This window comes from Halomonas sp. NYA30, assembly GCF_976980765.1.
The window spans coordinates 785,321-806,343 of sequence record NZ_OZ334477.1 but is presented as its reverse complement, the minus strand read 5'-3'; the positions used below and the strand labels follow the sequence as shown (position 1 = coordinate 806,343).

Sequence of the window (21,023 nt, the reverse complement as noted above, 5' to 3'; positions counted from 1 at the left end):
GGTTATTCAAAGCAGGGTTATTCAAAGACACGGTTAATGACCACCTCAGCGGCTTCATCATCTGAGATTGGTCCGACGCTGACGCTCTCAAGATCACCAAATAGATCACCCGGTTGGGGCATGGCTTGTCCAGAGGGCGAAACGCGCACCACCAAACGTGCCTCCCGTACCTGTGAGATTTGCGCTTGGGGCGACATGGCCACGCTATTATCTAAGACGACGGTCATGGGCAGTTCAGACACTCGTGCCTGCACCACGGCCAGCGGTGGTAGTTCACCTTCCACATCACGAGCGGTGATAAACACCGTGTCGTCGCCGTCAACGCGATCGGCGAGCTCTTCGGCTAACGAGACACTCACACGGACACCTGAACTCTGGGCGGCTTCCACGGCAGCCTCTTCAGGCGCAACGCCCATCCGCTCTTGGGCAACGCGAATGCCATCGCGCAGCGAGGCGGCGGTATTGGGGTCTTCGATGTTAGCCACAGCACGGCGCCAGCGGTCGATAGCCTGTTCATAGTCACCGTTATCAAAGGCATGAATACCTAACATGCCTAGCACGGTCGGCTGGCGTGGATCTTGTTCCAGCGTTTCATCGACCAGCGCCTGCACTTCATCGGTGAGTTCGCGCTCGGCCATAAAGAAACGAATTTGCGCTAGTTGAGCAAGCAGCGGTGGAATGCGGCCCTCAATCTCAATCAAGCGTTCAAGCGCATCGACGGCCTGGGGCATCTGCCCGGTTTCGCGATAGACCGGAAACAGCGCGCTCCATACGTTTGGGTTATCCGGCTGACGCTCGGCCTGCTCTTCCATGCGCTCGATATACATATCCAACGAGCCTTCGGGGTCATTCTGTACTTCTTGCTGTACGGCGAGTAACACGAGGTCGCCCTCGGCGCCCTGCTGCTGATACCAAAGCACGCTGACTACCACCACAGCCACCATAACGATAGGCACCATAAGGCGCCCCGCCCCTGCTGGCTTGAGCGGCCGGCGCGCGCGCACGGCGGTGTCTTCCAGCAGGCTACGCTCAAGCTCTAACCGGTCTTCCTCAAAGCGCTCGGCGTCAATGTCGCCACGCTCTCGCGCCGCTTCTAATGACGTTAAACGACGCTTAAAAATCGCCACATTCTGCTCGGCAGAGGTGTCATTGGTTTCAAATGCGTGTTGTTGATCATGTAATCGACGCGCGTTTCTTAGCGGCGCTACCAGCAGCCACAGCGCGGGGAGCAGTAAAACGGCAATCGCAATCCAGAGCAGCGTCATGAAGACCTCTTACGGTTAATCAGCGCATCTATACGCTGGCGCTCTTCGGCGCTCAGCGCTTTAGCAGAGGCATTTCGGCGGGCACGAATCATTAACACAACCACCAGTGCGCCTAGCAGCACCAGCGCAATCGGCAGCCCCCAAAGCAGATAGGTGCGGCTCTCTAAACGCGGATTATAGAGAATATATTCGCCAAACCGCTGGACCATATGATTGACGATTTCGATGTCCGACTGCCCCTCTTGCAGCAGTTGGTAAACCCGCTCGCGCATGTCCCCCGAGATAGGGGCATCGGAATCGTTTATGGCCTGATTTTCACACAGCGGGCAACGCATGGAGGCGGTTAAATCGTGATAACGTTTTTCCATGACCGGATCGTCAAACTCGCGTAGCTCGATCCCCCCCGCCGCTGCACCAAACGCTATGACCAGCAGTAGTAGCGCTGCCATGGTTCGCATTAGCGCCATTTTTCCACCTCCGGCAGGATTCGTTCGCGGACGTCTTGTGGCGATACGTAGCCCTTATGGTGATAGCGAATAACGCCGTCGGCATCGACCAGAAAGGTTTCCGGCGCGCCGTAAACGCCAAGGTCAAAACCCAGCTCGCCTTCTGGATCAAAAATATTCACTTCAAACGGATCGCCAAATTCGCTGAGAAACTCCATGCCTTTCTCGCGGGTATCGCGGTAGTTAACCCCAACCATCCGAATATCTCGGTCGGCCAGCTCCAGCAGTTGGGGCATCTCCTGCTTGCACGCGGGGCACCACTCACCCCATACGTTAACCAGAGTGACGTCGCCCTGAAGTAGCGATTGATCCACGCGCCGATTTTCATCGCGCAGCGTGGTGGCTTCAAAGGCCGGGAACTCTCGCGCCATCAGCGCGGAATCGCGCTGGGAAGGATCCAGCGACAGGCCCTGGAAAAAGAACAGCGCCAAGCCTAAAAAGCAAACCGGCAGCAGTAATAGCAGTAACCGACGCTTCATACAGTGGCCTCCTGCGATGAATCGGCTTTAGTGGCGGCCTGGGGCATTTCACGGGTGACTGCGGCGCGACGATAGCGTTTGTCGAGCACTGCCAGTACACCGCCAAATGCCATTAACAGGGCGCCCAGCCATAGCCAGCGCACAAACGGTTTGTATTGGACACGCATCGCCCAACTGCCGTCACCAAGGTCTTCGCCCATGGCCACATAGAGATCACGGAATAGCCCCGGCCGCAGAGCCACCTGGGTCATCGGCATACCGGTCGCGAGATAAAGGCGTTTTTCAGGACGCATGGTGAAACTGCTACCGGTGTCGCCACGCTGTACCTGAAGGATCGTGGTGTCTGCCAAAAAGTTTGGCCCGCGACGCTCGGCTAACTCCGTCATGGTGAACTGATAGCCCGCCACTTCAACCGTGGTACCCGGCGACATGCGCACATTACGCTCAATGTTGTAGTTGGAAACCACCGCAACACCCACAATCGTGACCGCCACACCAATGTGTCCTAACACCATGCCCCAGTAAGAGAGTGAGAGTTTGCGTAACCCGGCGATGAACGAGCTGGCGTGACGGGTTTTATCGAATACATCGCGCACCATCGGCAGCACAATCCATAGCGCAGAGACGATCCCCAAAGAGACAAACAGATTCCACTCACCGCGATACAGCAACGGCATCAGCATGCCCAACACCAGCGCAGCAACGCCCGCCAACCAGAGCTTACGGACTAGGTCGCGCACCGCCATCCCCTTCCAGCGCGTTACCGAGCCTAGTCCCATAAAGATGCACATCATCACGGTGAGCGGTACAAACAGCGCATTGAAGTAGGGCGGGCCCACGCTGATTTTACCCAGCCCCAGGGAGTCAAGAATCAGCGGATAGACGGTACCGAGCAATACAGTGACCGTCATGATGACCAGGAAGATATTATTGACCAGCAGCAGCGCATCCCGCGAGAGCCAGTTAAAGCCCACTTTATGGCTAACTCGCGGGGCTCGCAGCGCAAACACGAGCAGCGAGAGCGTCACCGTAATCGCCAGCAGCATCAGGATAAAAAAGCCACGGGCAGGGTCGTTGGCAAACGCATGTACCGAGGTGAGCACGCCGGAGCGCACCAGGAAGGTTCCCATCAGCGACAGCGAAAAGGTCGAAATCGCCAATAGCACGGTCCAGCTCTTAAACGAGCCGCGCTTTTCGGTCACCGCCAGCGAGTGCACCAGCGCAGTCCCCGTTAACCAGGGCAGCAACGACGCGTTTTCGACTGGATCCCAGAACCACCAGCCGCCCCAGCCAAGCTCGTAATAGGCCCACCAACTGCCCAGGGCGATCCCCACGGTTAAAAACGCCCAGGCCAGATTCGTCCAGGGACGTGCCCAGCGCGTCCAGGCGGCGTCTAGGCGCCCCCCCATGAGAGCGGCAATTGCAAAGGCAAAGACCACTGAAAAACCCACATAGCCCATGTAAAGCATCGGCGGATGCACCACTAGCCCGAAGTCTTGCAGCAGCGGGTTGAGGTCAGCACCGTCTTGCGGCATGTCGGGGAGCAAACGCTCAAAAGGATTAGACGTGATCAGGATAAACAGTAAGAAGCCAACGCACACCATGCCCATCACGCCCATCACTCGAGCGACCATATCCCGGGGCAGGTTGCCGGTGAACAGGCTGGCGGCAAAGCCCCAGCCCGCCAGCATCAGGCTCCATAGCAGAACAGAGCCTTCGTGGTTGCCCCACACCGCGCTGAATTTGTAGTACCACGGCAACAGCGAGTTGGAGTTATTGGCCACATTCGCCACGCTAAAATCATCCAGCATGTAGCTCGCGGTCAAACAGGCGTAGGCGATGGCAATAAACAGAAACTGCCCGGCCGCCATGGGCTGGCCATACGCCATCCACAGTGGGCGGCGGGTCGCTGCACCGGCCAGCGGCATCACTGCCTGCACCATCGCCATTAGCAGCGCGATGATGAGGGCGAAGTGGCCAATTTCAGGAATCATTTTAATCAGCATGTGCGCTCCGAATTAGCACTGGCGGTAGGGCAAGTCGGTTAAACGATGGGGGTTAATACTCGCTTGCTTGGGGGACGCCCTCTTCATCAAGCCGCTTACCCACTTCGGCAGCCTTGGCCTGATAGTCAGCCGGCGAATAGCCCGCCTCTTCAAGTGCTTGCGCTACTTCAGGCGGCATGTAGTTCTCATCGTGACGCGCCAGCACTTTATCGGCATACAAACGGCCATCAGCTTGAAGCTCCCCGACCACCACCACACCTTGGCCTTCGCGGAACAGGTCGGGAAGGATGCCGCTGTAGTAGACCTCTAGGTCATCGACGTAATCGGTCACGGTAAACGCTACGTCCAGGCTTTCCGGGTCACGGGACACCGAGCCCTCTTTCACCATGCCACCCGCGCGAATCTGTCGTTCCATGGGCGCATCGCCCTGGGCGATCTGTACCGGGCTAAAAAACAGATTAATGTTGGCACGTAGCGCATACAGCGTTAGCCCAACAGCAATCGCGGTTAACGATACCAAACCCAAAATGACGAAGAGTTTCTGTTTACGTTTAGGGGTCATTGGGCGTTCTCTCTCAAGCTATTTGCGCGCCGTGCCCGACGCTTTATGCCATTCAGTAACTGACGCTGTTCAACGCGTGCATGCCAAACGCTGGCCACCAGCAGCAGTGCCGTTACTCCCCAGGCAGACCATACGTAAGGCGCATGGCCACCCATGGCGAAAAATTCGGAAAATGAGGCAAATGCCATTAGCGCGTCTCCTCTGCCTGTGCATTCACTACCTGGCCGTTAACGAGCTCCTGTACCCAGCGCTTGCTCGACTCTCGGCGTAGGATCTCGCTGCGCGTACGCATCAGCGTCAAGGCAATAAAAAAGCTGTAGAAACCCAGCACCATAATGACCAGCGGTAGCCACATTTCGGTGGGCATCGTCGGGCGCGAGGTTAACGTAAACGAGGCTGGTTGGTGCAGGGTGTACCACCAATCCACCGAGTATTTGATGATAGGAATGTTGATGACGCCCACCATGGCCAGCACAGAGGCGGCCCGTGAGGCACTATCGCGGCTGGTAAACGCACCGCGCAGGGCAATCACGCCTAAATAGAGAAAGAGCAGGATCAGCATCGACGTCAGACGCGCATCCCACATCCACCAGGTACCCCAGGTCGGCACACCCCATACAGCGCCAGAAAATAGCGCAACAAAGGTCATCGCAGCGCCCAGCGGTGCCATGACTGCCGCCGCCATATCGGCGATTTTAATTTTCCAGACCATAAACACCAGCCCAGATACTGCCATGGAGACAAAAATCGATTGTGCTAAAAAAGCCGCGGGCACGTGAACATAAATGATCCGGAAACTGTTGCCCTGCTGATAATCCGCAGGCGCAAACGCCAGCCCCCACAGCGAGCCAGTGACCAGCAACAGCGCCGCTGCAGCCCAAAACCAGGGCTGTAATTTGGCGCTAATGCCATAGAACCACTTGGGTGATCCCAGTTTGTGTATAAAGGCCCACATAGCGTGTCCTGTCCTTAACCGTTAATACTGATACGCAGCGATGCGGCAATCGCCCACGGCGCTAACATAAGTGAGGCGGCCAGCAGCGCGCCTAAAATCGCCAAGTGCGCAGAGACACCGTCGCCCAAAATAGCCGCCTGGACCGCGCCTGCGCCAAAAATGAGCACAGGAATATACAGCGGCAGCACTAGCAGCGAGAGCAGTACGCCGCCCCGCGCCAAGCCGACGGTTAACGCCGCACCAATGGCACCAATCAGGCTCAAGCTTGCCGTACCCAACGCCAGCGACAGCGCCAGCACTGCGTAACTACCCGCAGGCAGTGCGAGCATAATGCCCAGCAGTGGCGCCATCAGTGCTAACGGCAGCCCGGTCAGCAGCCAATGTACGGCCACTTTCGCCACGCTTAATGCAGCCAGCGGCTGTGGGGCGAGTAACAGCTGCTCAAGGCTGCCGTCGTCGTAGTCGCTGCGAAACAGGCTATCTAGTGACAGCAGCGCGGCTAGCAGTGCCGCCACCCATAGCAACCCTGGCGCAATCGTCGCCAACAACTCCGGGTCGGGTGAAATAGCGATCGGAAACAGGGTGATCACCAGAGCAAAAAACACCAGCGGATTGAGCACTTCACCGCGACGTCTCAGCAGCAGCGTCAAATCACGCACCAACGTGGCCTTCACCGCGATCATCAGCCCGCCCTGATGCTCAAGCAATGGCACTGAAGGGGCATCCATGACGGAGTCTGATCCGTTTAGAGAGCTATCTGAAGAGCTGTGCAGCCCTGTTTGCTGCAACCCTGTTTTCTGCAATCCGGTCTCCTCTACCCAAGCGCTATGCGTCTTAACAGCGATGACGCGGCTAGCTCGTGGTGTGTCGTTACTAGCACGCAGCCGCCCGCTTGAGCATGTCTAATCAGTTGCCTTTCAAGGGCTGCAACGCCGTGGCGATCTATGGCGGTGAAGGGCTCGTCTAGCACCCACAGCGCGCGGGGTGTCAGCGTCAATCGCGCCAGCGCCACACGGCGCTGCTGGCCTGCCGAAAGTTGACCGGCGGGCACGTCTTCAAAGCCTGCCAGGCCAACCTGTTCAAGGGCATCCAGGCGCTGCTCCTCGCCTTCATGCGCCCCGCTGCCCTGTCCTCCACTTCTCTCGCCACTCAGCGCCTGATACCACGCTAAATTTTCTAAGGGGGATAGCCCAGACTTGATGCCGGGGGCATGTCCTAAATAGAGCAAATTAGCGAGAAAATGTTCACGGACACTCTGCATCGCAGCGCCATTCCAGAACAGCTCGCCTTGATAGTCGCTCAGTTGCCCGGAGAGAATTTTAAGCAGGCTTGTTTTACCACTGCCATTAGGCCCTTCAATTCGCACGATTTCCCCGCTGCGAATGTCGAGATCAAGCCCCTTAAACAGTGAGCGATCATCACGTTCGCAGGACAGCTGTCGGGCTTGTAGACACAGGCTCAAGAGTCTCTCCAGGCACATTGATTTCGCGTCGAACTCTACACGGAAAGCCCGTTTCTCGCCACTCACTCTATGCGGCGCTGGGTCGCAGCATGACCTCAATCAATATGGCGTAAGACCAATTACTGCTAGCACTGTATGCAAAAACAGGTCTATACTGAAAACCACTGTATGAAAGAACATGCAATGGAGATTTCTCAATGACCATATCGATGGCAGCACCTACCGTTAAGCCTAACCACTTACACTCGGTCCCGCGTACCTATGCGCCGACGCCTAGCATTACCCGTCGCAATACCTATGCGCTTAAAGTGCGTGGTAACGCAATGCGTGATTGCAACTTGTTCGATGGCGATGTCATTATTATTCGGCGTTATCAGCATGATGCCCAAACAGAAACCGCCGTTGCCGAAATCAACCAGCAAAAAATCGTCTTGAAGCAGCTCTCGATCAGCCGCTTTGGCGTAGAGCTATGGCCTGAGGATACGTTGCAGCCAGCGCTATTTTTGCATAACCGTGATATTCAGGTGCTCGGCATGGTGATGGGTGTTGAATCTCATCCAAAAACTGGCCTGCAAAATAAGGCTACTATCACGGAGCATTAATGCGTTACCGGGTGCCGGAACTCCCCCTTTCGTCTTGGCAGACCACTGACATCGAAGTCGAAAAGAGTCACTTTATTACCTGGACCTGCCACGCCTCAGATATTGATGCATTCACTCGCATGCTGGCGGCGGCTAAAGCCGAGCATCCCAATGCGAGCCATCACTGCACGGCCTATATTGCTGGCCCACCCGGCGAGCAAAATTTGATTGGCTTCTCTGATGATGGCGAACCTGGCGGCACCGCAGGTCGCCCAATGTATCAAGTTCTGCAGGGCAGCCAATTAGGTCAAATCGGTTGCGTGGTGATCCGCTATTTTGGCGGCACGAAGCTCGGTACCGGCGGCTTGGCCCGCGCTTACGCCCAGGCGGTTAGCCATGCTTTGGAGACGCTACCTACCCGGGAAGTGGTCGAGCGCGATCTTTATACCCTGCGGCTCGGTTTTGCCAACGAAGCGATTGCCCGCGCCTGGTGCGAAGAGCAGGCTATTCCCATTGAGCAAGCGGATTACGATGGCGACGGTGTTCGTCTGACCATTGGCTGGCCACGGGACAACCCATTTGACCTTTCCCCGCTAGAAAACCGCTTGAAGAGCGCTATCGATATTCTCACTCGCTAGCTAGATAGCCCTTCGAAACAGCACTTCAAAAAAGCCCTTCAAAAAAAACGCGACATACTGAACCTGTCAGTACGCCGCGCTCGTATTCTCACTCTTTCTGCGTTAGCCCAGGTATTTAATCATTACCCCAGCCGCGACTGCCGACCCAATAACCCCTGCGACGTTGGGGCCCATGGCGTGCATCAGCAGGAAGTTATGCGGGTTTGCTTCCAGGCCCACTTTGTTGGCAACCCGTGCCGCCATCGGCACCGCAGAAACACCCGCAGCACCAATTAACGGGTTGATGGGCATTTTGCTGACTAAATTCATCAGCTTTGCCATCAATACGCCCGCGGCAGTGCCTATTCCAAAGGCCACAATGCCCAGCCCTAATATCCCCAGGGTCTCAAACGCCAGGAAACTCTCGGCCATTAGCTTAGAGCCCACCGATAAGCCGAGGATTATCGTCACGATATTGATCAGAGCGTTTTGTGCAGTATCCGATAAGCGCTCTACCACGCCGCACTCGCGCATCAGGTTACCGAAACAGAACATCCCCAGCAGCGGCGCGGCATCAGGCAGAAACAGGGCAACCAGAATCAGCAGCATTAGCGGAAAGATCACTTTTTCCAGCTTGGACACTGGCCGCAACTGCGTCATTTTGATTTCCCGCTCTTTCTGGGACGTCAAAAGACGCATGATCGGCGGCTGAATCAGCGGCACCAACGCCATATAGGCGTAGGCGGCCACGGCAATCGCCCCCAATAGCTCAGGTGCCAGCACGCTAGAAACGTAAATAGACGTTGGGCCGTCAGCGCCACCAATAATACCAATGGCGGCTGCCTGATTAAGCGAGAAGTCCATCACGCCCATCGAGGTAAGCACCACAGCGCCAAACAGCGTGGCAAAGATACCAAACTGGGCGGCGGCGCCTAAAAATAGCGTGCGCGGATTGGCCAACAGCGGGCCAAAGTCGGTCATTGCCCCGACACCCATAAAGATAATCAGCGGCGCGATACCAGAGGCAATGGCAACTTTGTAGAAGTTGTAGAGCATGCCATCGCTGTAGCCGACGCCAATGGCGATATCTCGCGCGGCACGAACCTGATCTGGCGCCGCAGCATCATGGGCGATTACCTTAAGGGACTCACGCCATGCTTCAACGTTCGCCAGTGGATCAAGACTCGCGCCTAATGCTGCCGCCATTTGCTGCAGCACCGCGGGTTTAGCCACTTCAATCGCCTGATCGAGCGCTGAAATGGCCAGCCCGGCTTCAGGAATATTCGCAAGAATCCCGCCAAAGCCAATCGGCACCAGCAACAACGGCTCAAACTTCTTATAAATGGCAAGGTAAAGCAGCAGAAGACCCACCATGATCATCGCCGCTTGACCGAGCTCAAGGTTATATAGCCCCGAGCCTTCCCATAACGTCACTAATTTATCCATTACTGGGCCCTTAGAGCTCGATCAACGTATCGCCTACGGCTACGCTGTCGCCCTCGCTGACGTTGACCTTAGACACAGTGCCTGCGCTGCTGGCACGCACTTCGGTTTCCATTTTCATCGCTTCAAGAATGATGACCACATCACCTTCAGCGACTTGCTCACCAGGGCGTACATTGACCTTGAATATATTGCCCGCCAGCGGCGCATCGATGCTTTCACCGCTGGGTGCCGGAGCTTCCTCTATGGGTGCAGTAGTACTGGCTGCCGTTTGCTCTTGCACCTCGCCCAGTTCACCGCCTTCAGAAACCTCGACCACAAAGGATTTGCCGTTGAGCTTAACCGTGTAGGTTTCTGGGCCACTGGCAGCTACTGGTGGTTTACTTTCAGCCTTAGCCTTAGCAGGGGCATTGGCAGCACTCGCCTCAGCCGCTTGGGGAGCGGGCTCAAAGGCGTCGGGATTGTCACGATTTTTAAGGAACTTCAAACCAATCTGTGGGAATAGCGCATAGGTCAGCACGTCATCGACTTCGCGCTTGTCTTCGGCCAAGCGGATACCTTCAGCGCTGGCTTTCTCCTTCAGTTCGGCGGCCAATCTATCCATTTCAGGTGAGAGATTGTCCGCCGGGCGACAGGTAATCGGCTCACCGCCTTCCAACACGCGCTTTTGCAGCTCGGCATTGAAGGGCGCTGGTGCAGCACCATATTCACCCTTGAGCAGCGCCTGAACTTCCTTGGAGATCGACTTATAGCGCTCGCCCATCATCACGTTCATCACCGCCTGGGTGCCGACGATTTGCGACGTGGGCGTTACCAGCGGGATAAAGCCAAGGTCTTCGCGTACGCGAGGAATCTCGTTCAGCACATCGTCAAGCTTATCGCCCGCGCCCTGCTCTTTAAGCTGGCCTTCCATATTGGTCAGCATGCCGCCTGGCACCTGAGCAATCAGAATGCGTGAATCAATACCGCGCAGCGAGCCTTCAAAGGCGGCGTACTTTTTGCGCACTTCGCGGAAATAACCGGCAATATCTTCCAGCAGCTCAAGATCCAGCCCGGTATCGCGACCGGTGTCTTTGAGCATTGCCACCACTGACTCGGTGGGACTGTGGCCATAGGTCATCGACATGGACGAGATCGAGGTGTCGACGTTGTCGATCCCGGCCTCTACTGCTTTCAAAATGGTCGACGTAGACAGGCCTGTGGTGGCGTGACAGTGCAGATGCACCGGAATCGATAGCTCTTTTTTGAGCCGCGAAACAAGGTCGAAGGCCGTGTAAGGAGTGAGTAGCCCCGCCATATCCTTGATAGCCAATGAATCTGCGCCCAAACCGGCAATGGTTTTGGCGAGATCAACCCAGCTATCCAGGGTATGTACCGGGCTCACGGTATAAGAGATGGTGCCCTGGGCGTGGCCTTCGACGTTACGCACCGCCTGAATGGCGCGCTCCAAATTACGCGGATCATTCATGGCGTCAAAAACGCGGAAGACGTCAACACCGTTGGTTTTTGCCCGCTCGACAAATTTATCGACCACGTCGTCGGCGTAGTGGCGGTAGCCCAGCAGGTTCTGGCCGCGCAGTAGCATTGCCTGGGGCGTATTTGGCATGGCTTCTTTCAGGGCGCGGATACGCTCCCATGGATCTTCACCCAAATAGCGGATACAAGCGTCATAGGTCGCCCCACCCCAGGTTTCCAGCGACCAGTAGCCAACGCGATCCAGCTTTTCGGCGATCGGCAGCATATCGTCCAAACGCATACGCGTCGCAAATAGCGATTGATGGGCATCGCGCAGCACGACATCGGTAATGCCTAGAGGGCGTTTTGTTTCGTTCATGGTCTTAGCTCACCGTAGAGAATTGTCAGTTTGTAGTAAAAATAACAAAAAAATAGCCTAGAGAGGGCTGAGATAGAAAAAAATGAGAAAGTTAACGACGTCGTGTCGAGCGATAACGGTGCACTGCAGCACTGATCACCGCCAACATCTCGTCATTTTGGCTGGCAGGCGCTGAAGATGACGGCGACTTCTTGCTCACTTCAGCCGCGGTGGGGGCAGGCTGAAAACGGCCAATCAACTTCGACATTAGCGTAACGCTAATAACTAAAATAGTAAGAAAAACAAACACAACACCCATACCAAGCGCCATTAACGCCAACCCGTCCTGCAATAGTTCATAATCCTGCATAAGACGCTCCTACCTCTCGAAGTACAGTTGCTAGACACGTTATTTCACCAGCGGCTATTAAAGCCCCTTGGCGCAGTGAGGGGAATACACTAACCTGCCACACCCAGAATAGAATGCAATGGCGCGATAGTGGAAGTCATGGTTGTTAATTTACTACAAAACGGCAGAATTGGCCTAGCCCCTATGGAAGGGGTCATCGACGCACTGACGCGTGACCTGTTAACCCGTCACGCGGGGTTCGACTGGACGGTTACCGAATTTGTCCGCGTCGTCGATGCACGCCTACCGCCAAGAGTGTTTTATAAGCATTGCCCGGAACTTGCGCAACCGCCGGTGGCAACGCCGAGCGGGATTCCTGTGCATTTACAACTTTTGGGCTCAGACCCTGCTGCCCTAGCGGCCAATGCGCAGCAGGCGCTCAAACTTGGCGCAGTTAGCGTTGACCTTAATTTCGGCTGCCCAGCCAAACTGGTCAATCGACACGATGGCGGCGCTTCGCTCTTACGCCAGCCCGATCGGGTCTACCAAGCGGTTAGAGCCGTCCATGATGCGTTAGACGGGCAAATCCCGGTCACAGCCAAGATCCGCCTGGGCTTCGCCAACCGCCGCTTAGCGGTTGCCTGTGCTCAAGCCACCGAAGCAGGTGGAGCAGCGCAGTTGGTCGTACACGCCCGCACCCGCGATGAAGGCTACCGACCGCCTGCGCACTGGGAATGGATTGGCAAAATACGCCGCCATGTCAGCATCCCCGTTGTCGCCAATGGGGATATCTGGACGCTGGAGGATTACTGGAAAGCTCGAACGCTTTCAGGCTGTCGCGATGTGATGTTAGGCCGCAGTGCACTGGCAGACCCCTGGCTTGCGCCACGCATCCGTCACTGGCTACAGACCGGCGAGCGGTTGCCCGAAAGCAGCTGGTCCATGCGCGCCAACGTACTCAAAGAGTACGCCGCTCTGCAGCGCCAACAGCTGCCTGACCGCGTTGTCGTCTCTCTGGTAAAGCAGTGGCTTGCCCAAATGCGCCAAGGCAGTGCCGAAGCCGAGCAGAACTTTCAGCGGGTGAAGCGCATTACCGAACTGGATCACCTGCTCGATAGACTTGTGGTTGACGAGCAGCACGCCACCCTGGCTTAGGCTCTGTCTGAAAAGTGCCTGAGCTCGACAATACGGCGTTAAAAATTGGCTCAGAATACTCATTTACACCCCGTAAACTCCGTTTCTTCGCCAATTTTTGCCTTGTCTTGTCTTCGCTAGCCGACCTTTCAGGCAGAGCCCTAGCGCCCTTTCCGCAACGCCTTATCAATTTATAGCCAAAAAAAAGCGCCCTACCGCAAAGCGGGGGGCGCTACACACGATCGCAAGACCGGAGCGCGAGCTTATATACCGGTCAGGCTGGAAAATAGTCAGTCAGGTTAGAAACAAGCAGGCAGACTGGAAACAGAAAACCCGCTCTCGATAAGAGAGCGGGTTTTGAAATCTGGCGCGCCCGGGAGGATTCGAACCTCCGACCCCCTGATTCGTAGTCAGGTACTCTATCCAGCTGAGCTACGGGCGCGTAATGTTACAACTAATCTATACTAATACTGCTACTAAGTAGGTGGCGCGCCCGGGAGGATTCGAACCTCCGACCCCCTGATTCGTAGTCAGGTACTCTATCCAGCTGAGCTACGGGCGCATACCTTGTGACCATGTACTTTCTAGCTAAGTACTTTTTTAAGTATTCTATAACCTAAGTACTTAATGGTCATGCTATTGGCGGAGAGAGAGGGATTCGAACCCTCGATAGGGCTATAAACCCTATACTCCCTTAGCAGGGGAGCGCCTTCAGCCACTCGGCCACCTCTCCTCAACGGCACGGCGCGAATATTACCGATTTAGGGATCTTGTGTCTAGTCCTCTGCCGATTTTTTTCGCGCCGACCATATCTTACCTATCAGCTTACGTCTTAAGCATCGCGTCATCATGCAAACCCGCAAGTCTTATTCCACTTCGTTTTCACTATTTCTTTCACGCTGAATGCGCTGATAAATCTCTTCCCGGTGAACCGCAACATCTTTAGGCGCATTAACACCAATACGCACTTGATTGCCTTTCACACCTAAGACGGTGACAGTGATTTCATCACCGATCATCAAGGTTTCGCCAACACGGCGAGTTAGGATGAGCATGGCTGATCTCCTTTTCAGACGTTTAATGCAACGGGATGTGTCAGCCCGAGGCAACACTAGGCCATTATGCGGCATAGCGTTGCCTGTCACCAACGGCTCCGGCTCCATGACACCTCAACTTCCCGTTGAAAGAAAGCTCACCACCACATGGCAGCAAGTACCCCTTCAGCGTAGAAGATTTAAGGCATTAATGTTATTCAGATTCGATATCTGCCTTATCTAAACCAAAGGCTTTGTGTAATGCATTGACGGCAAGTTCCATATGCTTCTCATCAATGACGACTGAGATTTTAATCTCAGAGGTGGAGACCATACGAATATTGACGTTCTCATCAGCCAGCACGCGGAACATTTTGGATGCCACCCCTGCGTGAGAGCGCATTCCTACACCTACCAAGGAGACTTTGGCGATATTGTCATCACCACGCAGTTCACCACCACCTAAATCCGGGATCACCGTCTCTTCAAGCAGTTTCTTGGTTGCTTTGTAATCGCCTTTGGCAACCGTAAAGGTGAAGTCGGTATAGTCACCAGCCGGGGCAACGTTCTGTACGATCATATCGACTTCGATATTGGCATCGGCAATCGGGCCAAGAATACGAGAAGCGACGCCTGGCACATCCGGTGTGTTGAGCAAGGTCAGTTTGGCTTCATTCTTGGTAAAGGCGATACCGGAGATCAGTGGTTCTTCCATAGCGTCCTCGTCTTTGTCTGCTTCTGCAACAATTAGGGTACCGGGGCCGTCTTCAAAGCTCGACAGCACCCGCAGGGGTACGTTGTATTTACCGGCAAACTCTACTGCGCGGATCTGCAGCACCTTAGAGCCGAGACTGGCGAGTTCCAGCATCTCTTCCACGGTAATGCTCTCTAAGCGCTGCGCTTTGGAACATACGCGGGGGTCAGTAGTGTATACCCCGTCAACATCGGTGTAGATCTGGCACTCATCGGCGCCAAGTGCGGCGGCCAGGGCTACACCCGTGGTGTCAGAGCCACCACGGCCCAGGGTCGTGATGTTGCCGTCCTCATCGACCCCTTGGAAACCAGCCACGACCACTACCTGCCCTGCTTCCAGGTCAGCTTTTAGATCGTCGGTTTCGATGCGCTGGATACGCGCCTTGGTATAGGCGCTGTCCGTATGGATACCTACCTGGGCGCCAGTGTGTGAAGTGGCTTGCACGCCAATTTGCTGCAGCGCCATGGCGAGTAGGGAGATCGTCACCTGCTCGCCGGTCGACAGCAGCATATCCATCTCGCGCGGTGCGGGATCGTCATTAAGTGCCTGAGCCATGTCCGTGAGGCGGTTGGTTTCGCCGCTCATGGCCGAGACCACAACCACCACCTGATGGCCTTGATCGCGGAAGCCCTTAACCTTTTCCGCTACGGCCTTGATACGCTCGACAGAGCCCACCGAAGTGCCGCCGAACTTCTGTACGTATAGTGCCATATGCCGTTTTTCCTATGCGTTCGGGAATGGAGGGTGAAGTTACATTAATCACTAGGAGTCTTTGATTAACGTAATGAGCGCAGTTCAGACAAGGCGAAATTAGATGAAAAAGCGGAGTTTACATAAAGTAAATGAGCATTTTGAAGCTAATTTCAACGCCGTATGAACAAGCGCAATAGTTAATCAGAGATCTCCTAAACAAATAAGGCCGGTGACAATCATGCCACCGGCCTTTGGGTTTAGCTAAGTGCGTTTTCCAACCATGCCGGTACGCTCTTCAACGCATCCGGCAGGGCATCGGGCTGGCTACCTCCTGCCTGAGCCATATCCGCACGGCCACCACCTTTACCTCCCACTTGAGAGGCAACATGGTTAACCAGCTCACCGGCTTTCACTCGGCCGGTCAAATCTTGGGTTACCCCGGCAATCAGGCTGACTTTGCCCGCCACCTGGTCGGCAACCCCAAGGATAATGACCCCGGAACTGAGCTTGTTCTTAAGTTGGTCAAGAATGCCGCGCAGGTCTTTGCCAGAGACACCTTCCAACTGTGTCGCTAACAGTTTAACGCCGTTGACCTCTTGCACCTGACTCAGCATGTCACTACCCGCAGCACTGGCGAGCTTGGCTTTAAGCTGCTCAAGCTCTTTTTCTAAGCTACGATTGCGCTCAACCAGAGACTCTACCCGCGCTTCTACTTGCTCAGGCTTGGTCTTCAAACGTTCCCCCAAGCGCTCAAGGCGAGCTTCCTGCTCGCGGAAGTAAGCAAGTGCGTTTTCGCCGGTAATCGCTTCGATACGACGTACACCGGAGGCAATGCCCACTTCACTCATCACATGACAGCAGCCGATATCGCCACTGCGTGCCACGTGGGTACCACCGCACAACTCGATAGAGAAGTCATCGGCACCAATCGTCAGTACCCGCACATTCTCGGCGTATTTGGCCTCAAACAGCGCCGCCGCCCCTTTGGCTTTGGCTTGATCCAGGCTCATTTGCTCGGTTTTAGTCGGCGCATTAGCCAGTATCTGCTCATTGACCAACCGTTCGACTTCCGCCAACTGCTCGGCAGTCATCGGCTCAAAATGGCTAAAGTCGAAGCGCAGCCGCTCAGCATTAACCAGCGAGCCTTTTTGCTGCACGTGATCGCCTAGTACCATACGCAGCGCTTTGTGCAACAAGTGAGTCGCCGAGTGGTTACGGATCGTGGCGGTACGCAGGCTGGCATCCACTTCGCCGCGTACACTGGCGCCTACACTCAGCGAACCTTCCACCATAATGCCCTGGTGTAAGTGATGCCCGCTCTGCTTTTGGGTATCCGTTACCTGGAAACGACCGCCGTCGACATACAGGTAGCCGGTATCGCCCACCTGGCCTCCGGACTCACCGTAAAATGGCGTGCGATCTAGCACCACAACGCCCTTCTGCCCCGCTTCCAGCGCGGCCAGCGCATTGCCTTCGCTGTCGACCAGTGCCGTTACCTTGGCTTGACCCTCCAGGCGGTCATAGCCAGTAAAAGCGGTCTCACCGTCAAGCTCAATAGAGGCGCTGTAATCAGCGCCGAACTGGCTAGCCGCCCGGGCACGCTCGCGTTGGGCCTCTAAGGCCTGCTGAAAGCCCTCTTCATCGAGAGTGACGCCGCGTTCGCGGCACACATCAGCGGTGAGATCAAAAGGAAAGCCGTAGGTGTCGTAAAGCTTAAACACTGTTTCACCCGGCAGCACCTTGCCATCCAGCTCGGCTAAGGCTGCATTCAACAGCCCCATGCCATGGTCCAGGGTGCGAGCAAACTGCTCTTCTTCTTTCAACAGTACCCGAGTGATCTGGTCATTCGCTTCGCGAAGCTCTGGATACGCATCACCCATTTCGGCATCCAGCGCGTCCACCAGCTTGTGGAAGAACGGCTCTACGGCACCCAGCTTGTGACCATGTCGGATCGCGCGGCGAATGATGCGACGCAATACATAGCCACGCCCTTCGTTAGAAGGCAGTACACCGTCGGCAATCAGGAAGGCACAAGAGCGGATGTGGTCGGCAATCACGCGCAGCGAAGGTGTAGTGGTATCAGGGTGCCCGGTCGCTTTAGCCGCCGCCTGTAGCAGGCTCTGGAACAGATCAATTTCGTAGTTGGAATGCACGCCCTGCATGACGGCAGCTACGCGCTCCAAGCCCATACCGGTATCGATAGAGGGCTTGGGTAGCGGGTTGAGCGTTCCTTGGCTATCACGATCAAACTGCATGAACACCAGGTTCCAGATTTCGATGTAGCGGTCGCCATCTTCTTCCGGGCTACCGGGAGGGCCGCCCCATACCTCTGGACCGTGGTCAAAAAAGATTTCCGAACTCGGGCCACAAGGGCCGGTGTCGCCCATTTGCCAGAAGTTATCTTCGTCTAATTTGGAAAAGCGCTCGGGGTCAATACCGATCTCGTCTTTCCAGATACGTTCAGCTTCGTCATCGCTGACATGCACCGTGACCCACAGCTTCTCTTTAGGCAGACCTAGCGTTTCGGTCAGAAATACCCAGGCAAAGCGTATGGCGTCGTGCTTGAAGTAGTCGCCAAAACTGAAGTTACCCAGCATTTCAAAAAACGTGTGGTGACGTGCGGTATAGCCGACATTGTCTAAATCATTATGCTTACCGCCTGCGCGTACGCAGCGCTGCGCAGATGTTGCACGCACGTAGGGGCGTGGGTCGCGACCCAGAAATACATCTTTGAAAGGCACCATGCCGGCATTGGTAAAAAGCAGCGTCGGGTCATTGCCCGGCACTAAAGAGCTGGTGGGTACAATCGTATGCCCCTGCTCTTCAAAGAAGGTGAGAAAGGCCTGTCTAATTTCTGCGCTTTTCATAGGGTATCCGTAACAAGAAAGCGTGGTGTCCCAGGGCGCTGTCGACGCTACCCTCAGGGGTCGCAAAGAGGCCATTATAGCGCAGTTGTCAAACGACTAAAGCCGCACTTAGTGGCAGAGAGGCAAACAAATAGCTAGAAAAGCGTATGAGAGCGCTATTAGAAAAGTAAGAGCAGGCGTTTTATAGGCAGGGGGAAAGTATTACAGAGATAGAGAAAATGTATTACAGACAGGAAAGCGCATAGCGGATTTGCTCAAAATCGAAGCCACGACTAGCCAGAAAGCGCTCGCGTCGAGCGCGCTCTTTAGGCGTCTCACCAGGGCTATCGAAGCGTCGCGCCAGCGTTTCCCGGGCTAGCTCGAACCAGTCAACCTGCTCCCCTTCTTCCACCTCTTCAAAAGCGGTATTAAGGGTTTCCTGATCAACGCCGCGTTGGCGAAGCTCGCCTTTAATACGAATAACACCCTGGCCGCGCAGAATGCGCGAACGTACGAAACTAGCTGCAAAACGCGCATCAGATTGCAGGTCTTGCTCGGCCAGAGCGTCTAAACACTCGTCAATAGCGGTATCGTCGAAGGCTTTTTTCTTCAAGCGCTGGGCTAATTCGGCGCGAGAGTATTCGCGCCGAGCCAGTAGGCCAATCGCGATGTCACGGGGCGTGGCATCGCGCTGAGACATAAAGGCCATTAGATTGTCTCAGTTAGAACAGACTTAGAGCAGATCGTCATCGTTGGCATCCACTTCGGCCGCCGCTTCGGTAGGTGCACCTTCCTTCTCCTTTTTAGGATCAGGCTTGGCCAAGAGCTGCTCACGAATCTGTGTTTCGATTTCGAGCATAATGTCTGGATGCTCTTCCAGGTAAAGCGCAGAGTTTGCTTTACCCTGGCCAATTTTCTTGCCTTTATAGCTGTACCAAGCACCGGCTTTATCGACTAGGTTGCACTGCACGCCCAGGTCGATGACCTCACCAGCGTGGTAGATACCCTTGCCATAAAGAATCTGGAATTCAGCTTGGCGGAATGGTGGTGCCACCTTATTTTTGACCACTTTCACGCGGGTTTCGTTACCGGTGACTTCATCGCCCACTTTCACCGAGCCGGTGCGGCGAATATCCAGACGCACGCTGGCATAGAACTTAAGCGCGTTACCACCGGTAGTGGTTTCGGGTGAACCAAACATCACGCCGATCTTCATGCGGATCTGGTTGATGAAGATCACCAGGCAGTTGGCGTTTTTGATATTACCGGTGATCTTACGCAGCGCCTGTGACATCAAACGCGCCTGCAGGCCAACGTGGGAATCACCCATTTCGCCTTCGATTTCAGCGCGCGGAGTCAACGCAGCCACCGAGTCGATAACGATGACATCAACCCCGCCGGAGCGCACCAGCATGTCGGTAATTTCTAGCGCCTGCTCGCCAGTGTCCGGCTGGGAAATCAGTAGATCATTCAGGTTAACGCCCAGCTTTTCTGCGTAGCTGGGGTCAAGGGCGTGCTCGGCATCAACGAAAGCACACACTTTGCCCTGCTTTTGCGCTTGAGCAATCACCGAAAGGGTCAGTGTCGTTTTACCCGATGATTCCGGGCCAAAGATTTCGCAAACACGACCAAACGGCAGCCCGCCGATGCCAAGTGCGATATCCAGACCCAACGAACCCGTGGAAACCGACGGCATGACCACACGCGGTGCGTCGCCAAGACGCATGACGGTGCCCTTGCCGAACTGACGGTCGATTTGGGTGAGTGCAGCGTTTAGCGCTTTAGTGCGGTTGTCATCCTGAGCCATTCAGAGATTCCTCATAACAAGCTGTATAATTACCCAGTAGTATGCCAAAGATTGTGCCGTAAACAAATCCTTGATCACGCTTTCTCTTAACTATTTTCCTTCCTTACTCCTGCTTGCCTGCCTTCACCTGTGCATCCAGGCGTGCCACCAGCCCTGCCAGCGCCTGACGCACTGCCTGCTCGCGCACTGCTTGGCGATCCCCAGGGAAGTGGAAACACTCGGCTTGCTGCTCGGCAGTATCACCCCAGGCGATCCAAACGGTACCCACCGGCTTTTCAGCACTACCACCATCCGGCCCGGCCACCCCACTAACGGCAACGCCCAAGCCCGCACCGCTTTCCCGGCAGGCGCCTTGCACCATCGCTTTCACTACTTCTTCGCTCACCGCCCCGTGTTCTGCCAGTATAGCGTCTGGCACGCCGAGCAGGCGGGTCTTAGCCGCGTTCGCATAGGTCACATAGCCAGTTGTAAAGTAAGCAGAGCTACCCGCCGTGCTGGTAATCGCACTGGCGATACCACCGCCCGTGCAGGATTCAGCGGCGGTCACTTCCACCTTCAACTGCTGACAAAGCCGCCCTAGGCGCTGAGCTAACAGCGTCAAATCAAGATTTTTCAGGCTAGATACGCTGGGCACTATGGTCGCTCCTTCAAGTGAGTCGTCTGTTCAGCGTAGAATACTGTGTTTAGCTTTCTCAAAGAAATTGCTCAATCAGGACG

The 21,023-nt window shown here is 55.4% G+C and carries 21 protein-coding genes and 3 tRNA genes; 3 read left to right on the top strand and 21 right to left on the bottom strand.

The window, feature by feature from the left end; genetic code table 11:
* Positions 1-17 precede the first annotated feature (17 nt).
* The 9 genes from ccmI to ccmA all read right to left on the bottom strand — a co-directional run bounded on the left by ccmI (position 18) and on the right by ccmA (position 7,235).
* Positions 18-1,265 (bottom strand): c-type cytochrome biogenesis protein CcmI, encoded by a 1,248-nt coding sequence (ccmI, locus tag ACWI0H_RS03740; RefSeq protein WP_485874929.1) that lies wholly within the window; start codon positions 1,263-1,265, stop codon positions 18-20.
* On the bottom strand, positions 1,262-1,732 hold the full coding sequence (locus tag ACWI0H_RS03735; protein ID WP_176303255.1) for a cytochrome c-type biogenesis protein: 471 nt from the start codon (positions 1,730-1,732) through the stop codon (positions 1,262-1,264). Before ACWI0H_RS03735 ends, ccmI begins: the two co-directional genes overlap by 4 nt.
* Entirely contained in the window at positions 1,723-2,250 is a 528-nt protein-coding gene (locus tag ACWI0H_RS03730) for a DsbE family thiol:disulfide interchange protein (RefSeq protein WP_339886465.1), read from the bottom strand. The genes ACWI0H_RS03735 and ACWI0H_RS03730 overlap by 10 nt, the downstream gene beginning before the upstream one ends.
* Positions 2,247-4,256, bottom strand: coding sequence for a heme lyase CcmF/NrfE family subunit (locus ACWI0H_RS03725; protein ID WP_485874926.1), 2,010 nt, complete (start codon positions 4,254-4,256; stop codon positions 2,247-2,249). Before ACWI0H_RS03725 ends, ACWI0H_RS03730 begins: the two co-directional genes overlap by 4 nt.
* Before the next feature lie 52 nt (positions 4,257-4,308).
* Complete coding sequence (gene ccmE, locus ACWI0H_RS03720) at positions 4,309-4,818, bottom strand: cytochrome c maturation protein CcmE (protein WP_485874924.1); 510 nt, start codon at positions 4,816-4,818, stop codon at positions 4,309-4,311.
* Positions 4,815-5,006 carry a heme exporter protein CcmD gene (gene ccmD / locus ACWI0H_RS03715; protein ID WP_485874922.1) on the bottom strand — a complete coding sequence of 64 codons (192 nt, stop codon included), beginning with the start codon at positions 5,004-5,006 and terminating at the stop codon, positions 4,815-4,817. The genes ccmE and ccmD overlap by 4 nt, the downstream gene beginning before the upstream one ends.
* Positions 5,006-5,773 carry a heme ABC transporter permease gene (locus ACWI0H_RS03710; protein ID WP_485874920.1) on the bottom strand — a complete coding sequence of 256 codons (768 nt, stop codon included), beginning with the start codon at positions 5,771-5,773 and terminating at the stop codon, positions 5,006-5,008. Before ACWI0H_RS03710 ends, ccmD begins: the two co-directional genes overlap by 1 nt.
* A gap of 14 nt (positions 5,774-5,787) precedes the next feature.
* Positions 5,788-6,501, bottom strand: coding sequence for a heme exporter protein CcmB (gene ccmB, locus ACWI0H_RS03705; protein ID WP_008957503.1), 714 nt, complete (start codon positions 6,499-6,501; stop codon positions 5,788-5,790).
* 86 nt (positions 6,502-6,587) lie between these two features.
* On the bottom strand, positions 6,588-7,235 hold the full coding sequence (gene ccmA, locus ACWI0H_RS03700) for a cytochrome c biogenesis heme-transporting ATPase CcmA (RefSeq protein WP_472955438.1): 648 nt from the start codon (positions 7,233-7,235) through the stop codon (positions 6,588-6,590).
* A 197-nt stretch (positions 7,236-7,432) separates the two neighbouring features.
* Between ccmA and ACWI0H_RS03695 the strand changes: the two genes are divergently transcribed.
* Both ACWI0H_RS03695 and ACWI0H_RS03690 read left to right on the top strand, forming a co-directional pair.
* Positions 7,433-7,837 (top strand): LexA family protein, encoded by a 405-nt coding sequence (locus ACWI0H_RS03695; protein ID WP_101147920.1) that lies wholly within the window; start codon positions 7,433-7,435, stop codon positions 7,835-7,837.
* Positions 7,837-8,454 carry an IMPACT family protein gene (locus tag ACWI0H_RS03690; protein WP_176303248.1) on the top strand — a complete coding sequence of 206 codons (618 nt, stop codon included), beginning with the start codon at positions 7,837-7,839 and terminating at the stop codon, positions 8,452-8,454. The genes ACWI0H_RS03695 and ACWI0H_RS03690 overlap by 1 nt, the downstream gene beginning before the upstream one ends.
* 102 nt (positions 8,455-8,556) lie before the next feature.
* Here the strand turns inward: ACWI0H_RS03690 and ACWI0H_RS03685 are convergent, their stop codons facing one another.
* The 3 genes from ACWI0H_RS03685 to ACWI0H_RS03675 form a co-directional block, all read right to left on the bottom strand.
* Complete coding sequence (locus ACWI0H_RS03685; RefSeq protein ID WP_008957507.1) at positions 8,557-9,879, bottom strand: sodium ion-translocating decarboxylase subunit beta; 1,323 nt, start codon at positions 9,877-9,879, stop codon at positions 8,557-8,559.
* Between the two features lie 10 nt (positions 9,880-9,889).
* Positions 9,890-11,710 carry a sodium-extruding oxaloacetate decarboxylase subunit alpha gene (gene oadA, locus ACWI0H_RS03680; RefSeq protein ID WP_485874916.1) on the bottom strand — a complete coding sequence of 607 codons (1,821 nt, stop codon included), beginning with the start codon at positions 11,708-11,710 and terminating at the stop codon, positions 9,890-9,892.
* Between the two features lie 91 nt (positions 11,711-11,801).
* Complete coding sequence (locus ACWI0H_RS03675; RefSeq protein WP_008957509.1) at positions 11,802-12,059, bottom strand: OadG family protein; 258 nt, start codon at positions 12,057-12,059, stop codon at positions 11,802-11,804.
* 138 nt (positions 12,060-12,197) lie between these two features.
* Here ACWI0H_RS03675 and ACWI0H_RS03670 point away from each other — a divergent pair, with 138 nt between their 5' ends.
* Entirely contained in the window at positions 12,198-13,193 is a 996-nt protein-coding gene (locus ACWI0H_RS03670; RefSeq protein WP_336273339.1) for a tRNA dihydrouridine synthase, read from the top strand.
* 344 nt (positions 13,194-13,537) lie between these two features.
* Here ACWI0H_RS03670 and ACWI0H_RS03665 read toward each other — a convergent pair.
* The 9 genes from ACWI0H_RS03665 to ACWI0H_RS03625 form a co-directional block, all read right to left on the bottom strand.
* Positions 13,538-13,614 (bottom strand) — tRNA-Arg (locus ACWI0H_RS03665).
* A 43-nt stretch (positions 13,615-13,657) separates the two neighbouring features.
* Positions 13,658-13,734 (bottom strand) — tRNA-Arg (locus ACWI0H_RS03660).
* Positions 13,735-13,812: 78 nt separating this feature from the next.
* Positions 13,813-13,905: transfer RNA gene (locus ACWI0H_RS03655), tRNA-Ser, on the bottom strand.
* A gap of 133 nt (positions 13,906-14,038) precedes the next feature.
* The gene (csrA, locus tag ACWI0H_RS03650) at positions 14,039-14,227 is read right to left on the bottom strand and encodes a carbon storage regulator CsrA (protein WP_007111501.1); all 189 of its coding nucleotides are present in this window, start codon (positions 14,225-14,227) and stop codon (positions 14,039-14,041) included.
* 193 nt (positions 14,228-14,420) lie between these two features.
* The gene (locus ACWI0H_RS03645; protein ID WP_472955423.1) at positions 14,421-15,671 is read right to left on the bottom strand and encodes an aspartate kinase; all 1,251 of its coding nucleotides are present in this window, start codon (positions 15,669-15,671) and stop codon (positions 14,421-14,423) included.
* 239 nt (positions 15,672-15,910) lie between these two features.
* Entirely contained in the window at positions 15,911-18,520 is a 2,610-nt protein-coding gene (alaS, locus tag ACWI0H_RS03640; protein ID WP_485874912.1) for an alanine--tRNA ligase, read from the bottom strand.
* Between the two features lie 223 nt (positions 18,521-18,743).
* Positions 18,744-19,208 carry a regulatory protein RecX gene (locus ACWI0H_RS03635; RefSeq protein ID WP_008957513.1) on the bottom strand — a complete coding sequence of 155 codons (465 nt, stop codon included), beginning with the start codon at positions 19,206-19,208 and terminating at the stop codon, positions 18,744-18,746.
* 24 nt (positions 19,209-19,232) lie between these two features.
* Entirely contained in the window at positions 19,233-20,306 is a 1,074-nt protein-coding gene (gene recA, locus ACWI0H_RS03630) for a recombinase RecA (RefSeq protein WP_336273341.1), read from the bottom strand.
* A gap of 103 nt (positions 20,307-20,409) precedes the next feature.
* Positions 20,410-20,943 (bottom strand): CinA family protein, encoded by a 534-nt coding sequence (locus ACWI0H_RS03625; protein ID WP_485876156.1) that lies wholly within the window; start codon positions 20,941-20,943, stop codon positions 20,410-20,412.
* Between the last annotated feature and the right edge of the window lie 80 nt (positions 20,944-21,023).